General features: G+C 61.6%; 9 protein-coding genes. 5 read left to right on the top strand and 4 right to left on the bottom strand.

Translation table 11 applies throughout. The features are described from left to right. Positions 1-64: 64 nt before the first annotated feature. Positions 65-6,478 carry a non-ribosomal peptide synthetase gene (locus CRO59_RS14805; protein WP_097093092.1) on the bottom strand — a complete coding sequence of 2,138 codons (6,414 nt, stop codon included), beginning with the start codon at positions 6,476-6,478 and terminating at the stop codon, positions 65-67. Between the two features lie 488 nt (positions 6,479-6,966). Here CRO59_RS14805 and CRO59_RS14800 point away from each other — a divergent pair, with 488 nt between their 5' ends. The 4 genes from CRO59_RS14800 (at position 6,967) to CRO59_RS14785 (ending at position 10,492) form a co-directional block, all read left to right on the top strand. Continuing rightward, a complete protein-coding gene (locus tag CRO59_RS14800) occupies positions 6,967-7,761 on the top strand; it encodes a helix-turn-helix transcriptional regulator (RefSeq protein WP_097087896.1) in 795 nt (264 codons plus the stop codon). Positions 7,762-7,844: 83 nt separating this feature from the next. Next, positions 7,845-9,251, top strand: a complete 1,407-nt coding sequence (locus CRO59_RS14795; protein WP_097087898.1) for an efflux transporter outer membrane subunit — start codon at positions 7,845-7,847, stop codon at positions 9,249-9,251. Between the two features lie 156 nt (positions 9,252-9,407). Beyond that, positions 9,408-10,013, top strand: a complete 606-nt coding sequence (locus CRO59_RS14790; RefSeq protein ID WP_047599796.1) for an SCO family protein — start codon at positions 9,408-9,410, stop codon at positions 10,011-10,013. After that, positions 10,013-10,492: a copper chaperone PCu(A)C gene (locus CRO59_RS14785; RefSeq protein WP_027613130.1), complete on the top strand. Its 480-nt coding sequence runs from the start codon at positions 10,013-10,015 to the stop codon at positions 10,490-10,492. The genes CRO59_RS14790 and CRO59_RS14785 overlap by 1 nt, the downstream gene beginning before the upstream one ends. A gap of 69 nt (positions 10,493-10,561) precedes the next feature. Here CRO59_RS14785 and CRO59_RS14780 read toward each other — a convergent pair whose 3' ends face one another. After that, complete coding sequence (locus CRO59_RS14780) at positions 10,562-11,056, bottom strand: hypothetical protein (protein ID WP_097087900.1); 495 nt, start codon at positions 11,054-11,056, stop codon at positions 10,562-10,564. Positions 11,057-11,183: 127 nt separating this feature from the next. Beyond that, positions 11,184-12,200 carry an ABC transporter substrate-binding protein gene (locus CRO59_RS14775; RefSeq protein WP_097087902.1) on the bottom strand — a complete coding sequence of 339 codons (1,017 nt, stop codon included), beginning with the start codon at positions 12,198-12,200 and terminating at the stop codon, positions 11,184-11,186. Between the two features lie 308 nt (positions 12,201-12,508). On the opposite strand from CRO59_RS14775, the gene CRO59_RS14770 reads away from it, so the two are divergent. Further along, positions 12,509-14,740 (top strand): LTA synthase family protein, encoded by a 2,232-nt coding sequence (locus tag CRO59_RS14770; RefSeq protein WP_097087903.1) that lies wholly within the window; start codon positions 12,509-12,511, stop codon positions 14,738-14,740. 42 nt (positions 14,741-14,782) lie between these two features. On the opposite strand, the gene CRO59_RS14765 is transcribed toward CRO59_RS14770, so the two are convergent. Next, on the bottom strand, positions 14,783-15,211 hold the full coding sequence (locus tag CRO59_RS14765) for a hypothetical protein (RefSeq protein WP_097087905.1): 429 nt from the start codon (positions 15,209-15,211) through the stop codon (positions 14,783-14,785). Positions 15,212-15,473 lie beyond the last annotated feature (262 nt).

The following is a 15,473-nucleotide window of genomic DNA, read 5'->3' as shown; positions in this document are numbered from 1 at the left end:
TGATCCACCGCATTGGCGAGCAAGCCCGCTCCCACAGGGTTTGGTTTACACAATCAGTTCCGGGTCAGAGCCGCCGTTTGCGGGTGAGGCTCGGGATGGTGGTTTGCGGAATGACCACGTGCTGCGCCTCTGGCGTGGTGCTGAGCGCCAGCGCCGCCAGCGTCGGCTGGCTGAACAGCGCTCGGGCGTCGGTGTGCAAACCGCTCTGACGCATGCGCGCCACCAGACTCACCGCCAGCAACGAATGCCCGCCCAGTTCAAAGAAGTTGTCGTGCCGTCCGACCTGTTCGACGCCAAGCACCTCGCTCCAGATCCGCGCCAGCGTGGTTTCGACTTCACCCTCGGGCGCCACGTATGGGCGGTTGATCACCGCATCTGCCCCCGGTTCCGGCAGGGCCTTGCGGTCGATCTTGTCGTTTGGCGTCAGTGGCAAAGCGTCGAGCAGCACAAACGCGCCGGGCACCATGTACTCGGGCAAGCGCTCCAGCACATGGCCGCGCAAGGTTTCCAACGATGGCGCGTCGATGCCGGCGCGCAGGCTGTACCAGGCCACCAGACGTTCATTGCGCACCATCACCACCGCTTCGCGAATCGCCGGATGTTCGATCAGCCGCGCCTCGATTTCCCCCGGCTCCAGGCGCAAGCCCCGCAGCTTGATCTGGAAGTCATTGCGGCCGAGGAATTCCAGTTCCCCATGATTGTTGTAGCGCGCCAGATCGCCCGTACGATACAGGCGATCACCCGCAACAAACGGGCTGTCGATGAAGCGCTCGGCCTGCATTTCCGGCAAACCGTGATAACCACGCGCCACGCCGACGCCGCCAATGTGCAACTCACCGCTGACACCTTGTGGCACCGGTTGTCCGTACGCGTCGAGCACGTACAGCCGGGTGTTGCTCAAGGCTGTGCCGATCGGCACCACGCTGTCCGGCACCGGCATATGCGGTTCAAGCGTCCAGCCCGTGCTGTCCACCGTAGTTTCAGTCGGCCCGTAAACGTTATGCAACCGCACCCACGGCAGGCGATCGCGCACTTGGCGGGCCAGCGCCGCACTGAGTTCGCCACCCCCGTTGAGCACATCGGTCAGGCTGCTGCACTGTTCGACACCGTCCTGCTCGATGAACTGCTGCAACAGCGCCGGGACGAACTTGACCACCGTCACCTGCTGCTCGCGAATGGTCTGCACCACATACGCCGAATCGCGGTTGCCGTCCGGTCGCGCCAGTACCAGACGCATCCCGGAACACAGCGGCCAGAAGATCTCCCACACCGAACTGTCGAAGCTGAACGGCGCCTTTTGCAGCAGCGCGCCGTGCTCGGTCGGCGGACTGAGCTGCGAACCCCAATGCACCATGTTGCAGGCGCTGCGATGCTCGATCATCACGCCTTTGGGCAACCCGGTGGAGCCCGAGGTGTAGATCATGTAAGCGAGGTTCGACGCACGCAGGCCCGGCACTTGAAGATTGTCTGACGACAGCTGCTCCCAACTGCCGTGCTCCAGATTGATCAGCGGCACACCCGGTTCGCCGAGCAATTGCCGCGTGGCGTCATGCACCAGCAGTGCGACCGGCGTACTGTCCTGCAACATGTAGTTCAGGCGCTCCAGCGGATAGTCCGGGTCCAGCGGCACATAGGCGCCGCCAGCCTTGAGGATGCCGAGCAAACCAACGATCAGATCCAGTCCGCGCTCGACGCAGATTGCTACGCGCGAGTCCGGTTGCACGCCGAGTTCACGCAGGTGATGGGCCAGACGATTGGCGCGCTGATTGAGCTCAAGGTAAGTCAGGGTTCCCTGCGCGGATTGCAGCGCGATGGCCTCCGGCTTACGCCGCACCTGTGCTTCGAACAACGCGTGCAGTGGCTGGTCCAGCGGACAATCGACCTCAGTGGCGTTGAAGGTGATAAGCAAGCGTTGCAACTCTTCGGGCTGCAGGATCGGCAAACGGTTCAACGGCTGTTGCGGCGTCTGCTCCAGGGCCTGCACCAGGCCACTCAACGCCGCTTGCATGTAACCGCAAATCCGTTGCGCGCCAATCTGCGCCACAGCCCTGCCGGTCAGGCGCAAGCCGTTGCCAAAATCATCCACGCTCATGGTCAGCGGGTAATTGGTGCGCTCCTCGTTGGCCAGGGTTTCGATGCCTTGCCAGGCATGGCTGGATGGCTCCAGCAGTTCGGACTCGTCACTGTGCCGATAATTGAGCAGCGCGCTGAACAACGGTGACGGCGAGGCGACGCCGCTGCAGCGCTGAGCCAGTGCCAGCGACGCGTGCTCATGCCCGAGCAGCGCGGTCAGCCGCGCATGGGTGGCGCGCACGGCGTCGAGCACCCCCGCATCGACATCGATGCGCAACGGCAAGCTGTTGATGAACACGCCCAAGGCCCGGTCAGCACCCTCGCCCCCCTGCATGCGCCCCATCAGCACGGTGCCGAACACCACACGCTGCTGGCCGGACGTCGCTGCCAGCACCCGCGCCCAGGCCAGATGAATCAGGCTCGCCACGCTGACTCCGGCCTGTCGCGCCTGGGTGCGCAAGCGCTGATAGACGTCAGCCGGCAACGCCTGCTGCGCTTCGTCGATGCCGCGCCCGTCGCCCTGCACTTCCTGCAGGCCGAATGGCAGGGTCGGCTCATCAATGTCCGCCAGTTGCGCGCGGAAAAACGCCTCGTGTTCCTGCTCGCTGACGCCCAGCCGCGTCTGCGCCACGTAATTGCGATACGGCACCGGCGGCGCCAGCGCCACGACCTGCCCCGACAGACTGGCCTGCATTTCGCTGCGCATCACTTCGAGGGCGATGTGATCCATCGCCAAGTGATGGAACAGCAGAATCCCCACCACCCGATCCAGCGCCGGATCACGGGCATACACCAGGCGCATCAGAGGCGCCTGGCTGACGTCGAGGCGATAACGCCGGGCGTTGAAGCGCGCGTGCAACTGCTCGATGACCGGGCCGTCGGCCGGGTCCAGCTCGACCTCCTGCAACGGCAGAATTGCCGCGCGCCACACCACCTGCACCGGGGTGTTCAGGCCTTCCCAGAGCACCGAAGTGCGCAGAATGTCGTGGCGCGCCATGACTTCTCGCAACGCTGCGGCGAAAGCCTCGACGCGTTCAAGACTGTCGAACGCCAGTTGCGATTGCAGCAGGTACGGATCGCCCTGCTCAGCGGTGATGTGGTGATAGAGAATGCCTTCCTGCAGCGGTGCCAACGGATAAATATCCTGCACGTTGGCCGCGCCGCCCGGCACCGTGGCGATGATTCGCTCGATGTCCGCCTGCTGCAGTTGTACCAGCGGCAGCATCTCTGGCGTGATGCAGGTGCAATCGGCGGCAATGCGGTTGGCCGGCACTTCGATTTCCCGACCGCTGCCGACGGAGGCCGCCAGCGCCGCCAGGGTCGGCTGACTGAACAGCACGCGCACGTCGCTGCTCAGATCGAGCTGACGCATGCGCTCGATCAAGATCACCGCCAGCAACGAATGCCCGCCGAGTTCGAAGAAGTGATCGTGACGCCCGACCCGCTCGACTTGCAGGACTTCGGCCCAGATCTGCGCCAGGGCGATTTCGACCTCACCCTGCGGCGCCTCGTATTCGCGGCGGATCAGATCGTCCGGCCCGGGCGCCGGCAGTGCCTTGCGATCGACCTTGCCGTTGGCGGTCAGCGGCAGCGCCGACATACGCACATAGGCGCTCGGCAGCATGGCGCTGCTCAGGCGAGTTTTCAGTTGCGCGTGCAGCTCATTGATGTCCAGCGGCGCCTGCTCGGTGAACCACGCCAGCAATTGCCCGTCGCGCACCAGCACCACCGCTTCGCGCACCGCTGGATGGCTGGCGAGTGCGCTCTCGATCTCCCCCGGCTCGATCCGGATGCCACGGATTTTCACCTGATCATCGTTGCGCCCCAGATACTCCAGATTGCCGTCGGCGCGCCACCGCGCGAGGTCGCCGGTGCGGTACAGGCGCGCGCCCGGTTCAGCACTGAACGGATCACGCAGGAAGCGTTCGGCGCTCAGCTCTGCGCGGTTCAGGTAACCGCGCGCCACCCCGGCCCCACCGACGTACAACTCGCCCGTCACGCCAAGCGGCACCGGTTGCTGCTGCTCGTCGAGCAGATACACCGTGGCGTTGCTCACCGGTTTGCCGATGTGCAGCGCCTGCCCGGCGTCGATGCGCCCCGAGGTCGCCACCACGGTGGCTTCGGTCGGGCCGTAGTTGTTGATCACTTCGAACGATGGCTGACGCGGGAACTGGCGCAGGCGATCGCCACCGATCAGCAGCGTGCGCAACGTCGGGTGATCGAGCTGGCGGCTGAACGCGTATTCGGCGATCGGCGTCGGCAAAAAACTCACGTCCAACGGCTGCGCACGCCACCAGTCGAGCAGCGCATCGATGTCTTCGCTACCTTCACTGGCCGGCGCCAGGTGCAGGGTCGCGCCCACGCACAGCGCCGGCCAGACTTCCCAGGCCATCGCATCGAAACCGAAACCGGCCAGGCTTGAGGTATGGCTGCCGGCATGCAGGTCGAAGACATCAGCGTGCCAATCGACCAGATTGCACAGGGTGCGGTGCTCGACCATCACCCCCTTGGGCAGGCCGGTCGAGCCGGAGGTATAAATCACATAAGCGAGGTTGGCCGGGGTCAGCCCCGGCACCTTCGGCGCGTCGACCCGGCCAGCCGACCAACTCGGCTGATCCAGCTCGATCACCGGCACCGACAACGCCGGCAAATGCCCGCGCAGCGCGCGCTGGGTCAGCACCGCGATGGGCGCGCTGTCCTCCAGCAGGTAGCTCAGGCGCTCGGCTGGATGCGCCGGATCCAGCGGTACATACGCGGCGCCAGCCTTGAGGATCGCCAACAGTCCGACCAGCGTGTCGAGGCCGCGCCGGGCAACGATCGCCACCCGGTCATCCGGGCGCACCCCGAGATCGAGCAGATGATGCGCCAGCGCGTTGGCGCGTTGATTGAGTTCGGCATAGGTCAGGCTTTGCCCCTGATCAACCGCCGCCAGCGCGTGCGGCCGTAGCGTCGCCTGCGCTTCGATACGTTGCTGAAGGGGCGTCGGCGCCGGGTAGTCCACCCGCGTGGCATTCCACTGTTGCAGCAACGCGGTTTCTTCCGGCGTGCTCAGATCGAAATCCGCCACCGCCAGATTCACCGCTTCCAGTCCCTGCTCCAGAATCAGCAACCAGCGTTCGGCCAGTGCCTTGACTTCATCGGCGTTGAAATACGCCTCGCTGTAGATCAGGTACAGCCGCGCGTCATCATTGGCCAGATTGCTCAGCAAGTGCACCGCCAGCGGTGTGGCCTCTTCGACGTTCGAGGCCTTGATGATCCGTCCCGACGCCTCGCCGTAGCGATAATCATGAGTGCCCTGCTCGTAGGAAACAGTGACTTCGAACAGCTGCGAGCGCTCCTCCCGCAGCAGGCCGAGGGCGCGATTCATCTCACTCACGGGGAAGCGCTGATGGCGGAAATCCTTGCGCAGTTCCTCACGGATCGTACTCACCAGTTCAGCGAACGTGCAGTGGCGACCGAAGCCCATACGCACCGCACTGACCTGGGCGAACAGCCCAAGCGTGGATTTGAAGCGCGCGCCGGAGCGGTTGAGAATCGGCAATCCAACCACCCATTCGTCACGTTGTGCGGTGCGGCTGAAGTAGACATGCAGCGCCGCCAGCAACACATGGAACGCCGACGCGCCGAACGCTCGGGCCACCTGCTGCATGCGCTCGTGCAGCAACGCCGGCAAGGGCTGCGCGTAGACCTGCGTCTGCGCGGTCTGGCCGGCCAGGCTCTGCTGATGCCGTGGCAGCAACAGCGGCTCGGGCAATTGTCGGTACTTGTCCAGCCAATAGGCGCGATCCTGCGCATAACGCGGCGACGCTTGATAGCGCGCATCGTCCTCGATGAAGTCGATGTACGACGGCGCCGCGACCGGTGCCGGTTGGCCGTGCGCCAGCGCGTTGTAGATCTCGTCCAGCGACTTGAACATTTCGCCGAAGCCCCAGCCATCGACGATCAAGTGATGCGCCTGCACGGACAGCCAGTGTCGCTGCTCATCGAGGCGGATCAACAGAAAGCGCAACAGGCAGCCGCCGTCCAGCACAAAGGGCTGATCGATGCGCGCCTGCACCAATGCCCGCGCCGCCGATTCCGGGTCGCTGTGCGCCGACACATCGTCGATCGGCATCGGCACCGCTACTGACCGGGCGAACTGCTGCAAAGGCAGGCCATCGGCGCCAGCGCCCGGCAGCAGAATCGTGCGCAGCGCGTCATGCCGGGCTACCAGTGCTTCCAGCGCAGCCTGCATCCGCGCCGGATCCAGCGGCCCGCTGAGGTCCAGGTAGCCGCCGATGTTGTACAGCGGCGAATCCCCGCGACTCAGCTGATCCAGCCAGATATCCAGCTGCGCAGCGGTCAGCGGATACGTCTGGAGCGATGCGGACGGCGTGGCCACCGCAGGGGCAGAAATAGGCGGCATAAGATCCTTCTCATGTGATTTTGCGCCTATTCAAGCATCGGCCCCGATGCCGACATGACACGTAAAACCCGGACAACCCCGCCCCGGGCGCTGGCCTGTCAGCGCTTGTAGCCCCTGATTGGGTGGGAACCCACTAAAAGTTCGGAGAGGAAACACTGAAAATTCTGTAGGAAAAATGCCACACACCAGCGCTGCCATCGACCTGCGTTGTGACCTCAAAAAAACGCCACTGCCCCGGTTTTCAAGGTCTTGCCGTGACCAAACAGTCACGCGATGCGCAACACCTGTAGCAAATGGCGTCAGAAGCCCGGCGCCAACTTTCAGGAATGATGGCACTTTGTGTCCCTGTTTTCCCCTACAGACGTAGGACAAATCCATAGGCTTAAATCCCGCCCCAGATCAGTTTCAAGGAGAGACGATTACGTGGGCGGCTTTTGCATAAACAGCGGACGACTCGGTGATGACTCGGAACCAGGGATGACAAGGATATGAATCTGACCGGCAGCATTCGCAACATGGAAAACCCGCATTTCTACTGGCAACTGGGGGAACTGATTGCCAGCACCGGCGACGATCATTTCGCCAGCAACCTGTTCCAGTTGGTCGACACCCTGGTGCCGGTCAATCGCGTCGATCTCAGCGAATGGACGCTGGACGAGCGCCAGGCCAGCGTGGTCGAGATCAAGGCGCTGGGCAGCGCTGGCCTGCCGCAGACCTTCCCGCCGCCGGACTCGTTGCCGCGCCCGGACGATCATCCGCTGTTGCAGAAGATGATCGAGATGAATGACTCCCTGCTGATTCAACTCAAAGCGTCGCTCCAGCCGCAACATCCGCAGCACAGCGTGCACCAGTGCAATCTGGTGTCCCGCACCTCTAATCGCCGCTGTGTCATCTCGTTCTACCGACCGCATACGCAACGGGTGTTTTCCCTGCCGGAACTGTCGTTTCTCAAAAGCCTGTCCGACACCCTGTTGCCGCTGATCGAACGGCACGCGCAGCTCAGTCGGCAGATCGTCGCCAAACAGCCGCGCCTGCCCTTGGCCGATCTGGAGCAGGCGCCGTTGCAGCAGGTGTTCGACGAACGTCTGGCGCTGGGCGGCATCGTGCTGTCGGCCCGAGAGAAAGAAGTCTGCCTCGGTTTGTTGACCGGCGGTACCGTGCCGCAACTGGCCGAGAAGCTGCGGGTCAAGAGCAGTTCCGTCGAGACCTACCTCAAGCGAGCGACCGCCAAACTGGGGGTCAGCGGACGGCATGGTCTGGCGCGCTGGATGGCCGGGGCGTAACCGCACAGTCGTGTTCAACAGTGTTCGATGGTGGTGTGGGGACGCGGTTCCCGGCACGTGTTTTTTCTGCATGAGAGCGTTCGATGCTGCGCATTTCCCTGCTGTCCTTCGCCGTCCTGCTGGCCGGTTGTTCGTTGATTCCCGAGTACCAGCGCCCTGCCTCACCGAGCGCTGCGCAGTACCCGCAAGGCGCGGTTTACCCGGCACCGACATCCGCCGCAGCGCGCACTGAAGACTGGCGCACGCTGTTCAACGACCCGGCGCTGCAACAGTTGATCGAAAGCGCGCTGGTGAACAATCGCGATCTGCGGGTGGCCGCGCTGAACGTCGAGGCGTTTCAGGCGCAGTACCGCATCCAGCGCGCCGATTTGCTGCCGGCGGTGTCGGCCAATGCCAGCGAGTCGCGCCAGCGCATGCCGCCCAGCGTGACCCGCAGCAAAGCCATGATCAATTCGACCTATGCGGTGAATCTGGGTGTCAGTGCCTATGAGCTGGATTTTTTCGGCCGGGTGCGCAGCCTCAGCGAACAGGCGCTGCAAACCTGGCTGGCGACCGAACAGGCGCGGCGCAGTGCCGAGCTGAGTCTGGTGGCCAACGTCGCCAATGCCTACCTGACCTGGCGCGCCGATCAGGAGTTGCTCGAACTGACGCGCCAGACCCTGGCCGCGGATGAGCAAAGCCTGCGCCTGACCACGCGCAACCGTGAGGCCGGCAAGTCTTCGGCGCTGGAACAGGCGCAGGCCAGGACCAGCGTTGACAGTTCGCGGGCCAATCTGGCGCGATACAAACGCCAGGTGGCGCAGGATCTCAACAGCCTGACGCTACTGGTTGGCGCTCAGGTCCCCGAGCAACTGCCGGCGCAACCACTGGCCAGCGATCTGGTTCAGCAATTGCCGGCCGGGTTGCCGTCGGACCTGCTGCAACGGCGCCCGGACATTCTGCAGGCCGAGTACAAACTGAAAGCGGCCAACGCCAACATCGGTGCAGCGCGCGCGGCGTTTTTCCCCAGTGTCAGCCTGACCGCCAGCGCCGGCACTTCCAGCCGCGATCTGTCCGGACTGTTCAGCGGCGGCTCCGGGGCGTGGACGTTCCAGCCGCAAATCAACCTGCCGATTTTCAACGCCGGCAGCCTGCGCGCGAGTCTGGATTATTCGAAGTTGCAGAAGGATGTGGCGGTCGCCGAATACGAAAAATCGATTCAAACCGCGTTTCAGGAAGTCGCCGACGGCCTGGCGGCGCGCAGCACTTATCAGCAGCAATTGCAGGCGCAACGCGATCTGGTGCAGGCGACTCAGGACTACTACAACCTGGCGCAGCACCGCTATCAAAACGGTGTCGACAGCAGCCTGACGTTTCTTGATGCGCAACGTTCACTGTTCAGTTCACAGCAGGGGCTGATTACTGATCGCCTCGCGCAACTGGTCGCCGAGGTCAACCTGTACACCGCGCTGGGCGGCGGCTGGCAGGCCAATGAGGCCCGGGTTCAGTAGCCCCTCGTCACTTTTTCTTACACCTTTTGTCGCCCGATCCTGCGCCGCGCGGCGATCCGTGGCCGGCGTCTGCCGTCAGTTTGGTATCATGCGCCGCTTTTACGGTTAACCCCCCGCCAGTCCTGCCGACTGACGGGCTGCAAAAGGCGGTATTAGATGACGGCTTTGTTGACTCGCCGCAAGGTGCTTGCGGGAATGGGCGTGCTGGGCCTGGGCCTGCTCGCGGGCTGCGACACCCGTGGCCAACTGTCGTACAAGTACGGCAAGGACCTGAGTGACAAGATCCTCGGACGCACCTTCAAGCTGAAGAACACCGACGGCGAAACCATGACGCTGTCGAGCTTTCGCGGGATGATGCCGATGATCTTCTTCGGCTTCACCCAATGCCCGGCGGTGTGCCCGACCACCCTCGCCCGCGCCGCGCAAATCAAGAAGCTGATGGGCAAGGACGGCGACCGTCTGCAGGTGATCTTCATCACCCTCGACCCGGAACGCGACACGCCGCAGATCCTCGACGCCTACGTCAAAGCCTTCGACCCGAGCTTCGTCGCACTGTACGGCACGCTGGAAGAAACCCAGGCCACCGCCAAGGAATTCGACGTGTTCTTCGAGAAGGTGCCGGCCGGCGACACCTACACCATCTCCCACACGTCCACCAGTTACGTCTACGACTCGCGCGGCCAGTTGCGCATGGGTCTGTCTGTATCGCTTTCGGCACAAGAGTGCACGGAAGATTTGCTCACCGTTATGGAGGTCTGCTGATGCACCCCGTTTTGAACAACATCAAACGCGCCGTTTTCGCCCTGTCCCTGCTGGGCCTGGCGTTTCAAGCCTCGGCTCAGACCAAGGTCGATGATGCCTGGGTGCGTGCGACCGTGCCGACCCAATCGGCCAGCGGCGCGTTCATGACCGTCACCGCGGACAGCGACAGCAAACTGCTGAGCGTGGCCTCGCCAGTGGCCAAGGATGTGCAGATCCACGAAATGTCGATGAAGAACGACGTGATGAGCATGGGCCCGGTCAAATCGGTTGACCTGCCAGCCGGCAAAGCCGTCACCTTCGACCCGAACGGCTACCACGTGATGCTGATGGGCCTGACCGGCCAGCTCAAGGAAGGCGAAAGCGTACCGCTGACCCTGACCGTGGAAAACGCCAAGGGCGAGAAAGAAACCGTCGAAGTCAAAGCCGAAGTGCGTGCGCTGACACACATGGAAGGCCACGATCACAGCAAGATGCATTGATCTGACTTGGCGGTAATAAAAAGGGGCGGCCTGATTGATGATCAGGTTGCCCCTTTTTTATCGCGCATGTCAGCCGCGCTTGCGGGCCAGTGCATTGCGCACGCTTTCTCTCGACATCCCCGAGCGCGATGCCGCTGCAGTTTTCTCCACGGGCGCCACAGCCAACTGCTGCTTGCGCTTCAACACCTGACTCCAGCGATAACCGAGATAACCGGCCGCCGCAAAAAATCCCAGCCAACCAGTGATCAGGTTGACCACTGTCCACAGCCCAAGGGTGATCAGTACGGTTTTCCAGGTGAACAGCTTCAGGTTGTTGTCGACGGGCACCGTTTCAACCGGTGCCTGCTGCGCCACTGGAATCTGCTGCACTCCATCCAGATCAAAGCGCAATGAGAAGTCCGCCCCCGGTACCTGGACATTTATCTGATTGCCTTCAGCGGTATGCACCCGCACTTCGCCATTGACGACCGACACCGAGCTGAAACTGATCTGGGTTTCGTGATGAATCTCGCCGTTGACCAAGGTCACGACCGTTCGTTGTTCGCCATTGGGGGTGTCGCGCATGTCGATTCCTTGAGAACTCCACGTCGGACGACGTGCGAAGGGAAAATCCGTTGAGCGCGGATGCTACTGAGTGGCCATCAGGCTGTCCAGAAACGACCACAGGCTTCAACTCTTTGGCGAGCCGTTATCAGCTCCCCGCGCCACCATGCGCCTCTTCAAAAAAGTAATCCTTCCAGCTGCCAGCCTTGTTCTTCAGCACGCCCAGTTCCTGCAATTTCTCGGCATAGATAAACGTGCGCTGCGGCACTACCGTGAAGTCGATTTCCGGGTCTTTGACGATCTGCTCGACCAGCGCCAGCGGCAGCTTCGACTGTTCGACGCGGATGTACGCCTGGGCGGCGGCGAGCTTGTCGGCCTTGATGATTTTTTCCGCTTCGGCCAACGCGTCGTAGAACGCCTTGTAGGTCCTGGGATTTTCGTCGTGGAATTTTTCCGTGGTGTAGAGCACGTTGAACGTGGCCTGACCGCCGAGCACGTCGTAGGAACTCAGCACTTTGTGCACATTGGGGTTTTGCAACGCCTGATACTGGAACGGCGGGCTGGAGAAGTGCGAGTTGATTTCCGAACCACCGGCAATCAGCGCCGCCGTGGCGTCCGGATGCGGCAGGCTGACCGAGATGTCGTCAAATTTTTTGTACTGGTCATTGCCGAATTCCTTGGCCGTTTCGATCTGCAGGGTCCGCGACTGGAACCCCACGCCCGCCGCCGGCACGGCGATGCGATCCTTGTCGCTGAAATCCTTCAGGGTCTTGATGTTCGGGTTGTTGGTCAGCAGGTAATTGGGCATCGAGCCGAGCGAGGCAATCGCCTTGACGTTCTGTTTGCCCCGGGTGCGATCCCACACGGTGAGCATCGGCGGCACCCCGGCGGAGACCACGTCCAGCGCGCCGGTCAGCAGCGCTTCGTTCATCGCAGTGGCGCCGGAGATGCTGTTCCAGTCGACCTTGATCTCCAGCCCCTGTGCCTTGCCGTGTTTTTCGATCAACTGCTGATCACGAACCACATCGAGAATCAGATAACCGATGCCGAATTGCTGGGCGATGCTGATCTTGCCTTCGGCCTGGGCGCCGGCGCTGAACAGCAGACTGCCTGCCAGGGATGCGGCCAACAGAGTCAGCGCAGAACGGTTGAACGGTATGGCCATGACAACCTCGCAGCAGGGTGGATTGCTGAAAGGCCGAACTCTATCGCTATAAAAAACAGAAATTAAATACCGTTATCGAATATCCATAGCACGCTCACGTTTGCCATCGTGCGCCGGTTTAAACAGCCTGAAACAATAAATCTGCCACCGGTTACAAGCTGGGCGTCCGTCGCTAGCGGGCTGACACCAACGCCAGTCACGGCCTCAAGCCCTGCGCCGTGCCTGCGAGAGCGGATCAGCCGGTAGTTTAAAAGGGCGATCAGACAGCCCACCCTTGGTATCATCGCGCACACTTTTATGACGGTTTGATGGCTGGAAGGTCTTTGTTTGTGAGCGTTCTTTTGCGTTGGTTGCGGCAGCCGCATGCCCGCCTGTTTTCCCTGATTCTGCTGGTGCTGATCGTACCGGTGTGCTTGCGCGCGGCGTTGGGCTGGTCGTCGTCGTTTGGCTATTTATCCGACCTGGCGATTGGCAGTTTGCTGGTGCTGTTGCTGCATCGCCGTGCGTGGTGGCTGGCGTTGCCGTTGCTGCTGTTCTGGGGGGTGCTGGCGGTGGCGACGGCGGAGTTGGTCAGCGCTGTCGGCCGACTGCCGAATCCTGCCGACCTGCATTACCTGATTGACCCGCAGTTCGTGGAGAACTCCACCGGTGGCGGCTTTGCCCATCCGGCGCTGGGCGTGGCCCTGTTGCTGGCGCTGCTGCTCTGGTTGCTGACGCGTTTCGCCAATCGCGCGCAGCCCGCTGCTGCTCTGCACCGTGCCGTGTGGGCCGCACCGGCGCTGCTGTTCGCCGCGCACTGGGGCGTGCAAAACCAGTGGCCGAGCGAGGAGGATCCGTGGCGCCTGTACAACCTGCCGCATCAGTTGCTCGCCTCGCAAGTCGCCGATCTGCAGTTGCAGGCCGAGGAATGGCTGGACGGTGACGTCGAAGAACCCGCGCCACAGATGGCCGGGTTGACCGATCTGGATCTCAATGGCCACAAGCTGCTGGCCGCACCGGGTCAGGCGCGCAATGTGCTGATCATCGCCCTGGAAGGCATTCCCGGCGCTTACATCCGCGCCAATCGCGAGGCCATCGGCAGTCATTATCAGGAAGACCTTATGCCCAATCTCAGCCGCTGGGCCGAGCGCGGCATGAACACCCCGGATTACGTGCTGCATACGCACCAGACCATTCGCGGCCTGTACGCCATGCTCTGTGGCGATTACGACAAGCTCAACAACGGCACGCCCAAAGGCGTGGAAATGCTCACCCAGCAGGAGCGCAATCAGGCCTGCCTGCCGGCGCAGCTGCGGCAGAACGGCTTCAGCACTCATTACCTGCAAGGCGCCGGTCTGCGTTTCATGGCCAAAGACAAGATCATGCCGCACATCGGTTTCGATGCGACCCATGGTCTGGAGTGGTTCAGCAACGCCAACTATCTGGAGTTTCCGTGGGGCAAGGATGACAAGGCGTTCTTCGAAGGCGCGCTGGATTACGTCGGCCAACTGAAGAAGCAGAAGCAACCGTGGATGCTCACTCTGTTGACCGTCGGCACGCACCAGCCCTACTCCGCACCGGAAGACTATCTGGCGCGCTACGAGACGCCGAAACAGGCTGCCGTCGGTTATCTCGATGATGCGCTGGAGCAGTTTCTCAGCGGTCTCGAACGCCAGGGCGTACTGAAAGACACGCTGGTGGTGATCACCTCGGACGAATCCCACGGCATCGATGGCGTGCGTCTGGCGTCGTCCTGGGGTTTCAACCTGACCTTGGCCCCGGAACACGAGCAACTGCCGCGACTGAATGCCGGGGTCTACGGTCATGTCGATCTGAGCGCGTCGATCCTCGACTATTTCGATCTGCCGGTGCCGTCGGCGCTGAGCGGCCGTTCGCTGTTCCGCGACTACGACAGCGGACGCGAAATCATGTCCTACACCAACGGCAAGCTGCGCTACCACAACGGCCAGGGGATCTTTTCCGAGTGCGACATGCCGCGCCGCTGCCGCTACTACGAAAGCGCCGGGTTCATTGCCGAGCGGGCCACCTTCAAGGGCAATGAAAGCAGCCAGCAGGCCCGGCAGATTGCCGCGCGGGCCATGGCGCTGGACCTGTCGCTGCTGCGCACCCCGCTCAATCAGCGTTACCAGTTCGGCAGCAACAACGTCATCCCGCTGCAGGCGCAGATCAAGGATGACTGGGCCGATAACCTGATCGGTGCGCAATACCTGGAAATGCCCAAGGGTTCGCACACCCGCGTGCGCCTGACCGTGCGCTCGGTGGACCCGCAGCAGGCGGCGTACATTCAGCTCAAGGCCAAGGAGTTCGAACAGGACGTGCAACTGGGCCTGCCGACCGAGATGGTCGCCACGGCGGATCAGCCGCTGAAGATGGATTTCAGTTTCGACAACCCGCAACAGCGCAAGGCTTTCTCGTTTCATTTGCTGGGTTATGGATTGGGTGCGGTCGAGGTCACGGATTTCAGTGTGATTACTGAATTGCCGGGGCAGGAAGATCCGCTGGATGCGTTGCCGGATGATGAGACTGTGCAATCGAGTTGAAATCAGGGAAGGGACGGATTGGTTGGATCCGTCCCTTTACGTTTACTCACGGAGCTTAATTTCAAATTTACCTGTTATTTTCCCTACTCGAGGCAAACTAAAATCGATTTCACCTTTAACACCGTATTTATATTCGCCGCTTTGTAAGAACGTCACAGTTGCCACCCCTTGTTGAATCTCGTGAAAATCGCCGCCCTTACTAACGCTCCAAACCAGACCACCTTTGTACCACTTCACCTCGTGAGGGCCTTCTTTTATAGCCCATGGAACACAGAAGGCTACGGAGTTTTTATTATCTCTATCAGCCCCAACAATGTAATATTCCTCTCCTGCCCTGTGAAACACCACGTTCGTATCCGCGAACATGAACTCTACGTTATCAACGCTAGCTTTAAACGTGCCTTTATATTTACCGCGACCTTCATGAATCAGCTTAAGAATTTGCTCTTCTGGTTTAATTGAATTTTTCATGCAAATACACTCCCGACTCGATTGCCAACAAAGGTTTGTGATTCATCAGGCCCTTAACATGCAGCCAATATATTTTTTATTAATTCCTCCGCGCACTGTCAGAAATGACAGTCGTTTAGTCGATTTCGAGCTAAAAACCTTTCAACTCATTCCATAGCATCATTCATTGAAGAGTTTGCCTATCAGCCTCCAATAGTCGGCCTATTAGCTGACTGCCCGAGTCGGGTCTAGCCTTACTAGTCCGAAGTCGGCATGAGCCGGC

Source organism: Pseudomonas sp. LAMO17WK12:I5 (genome assembly GCF_900215165.1).
Classification (GTDB): Bacteria; Pseudomonadota; Gammaproteobacteria; order Pseudomonadales; family Pseudomonadaceae; genus Aquipseudomonas; species Aquipseudomonas putida_A.
The sequence above is the reverse complement of the archived record's forward strand: the minus strand, read 5'-3'. Positions and strand labels throughout refer to the sequence as shown.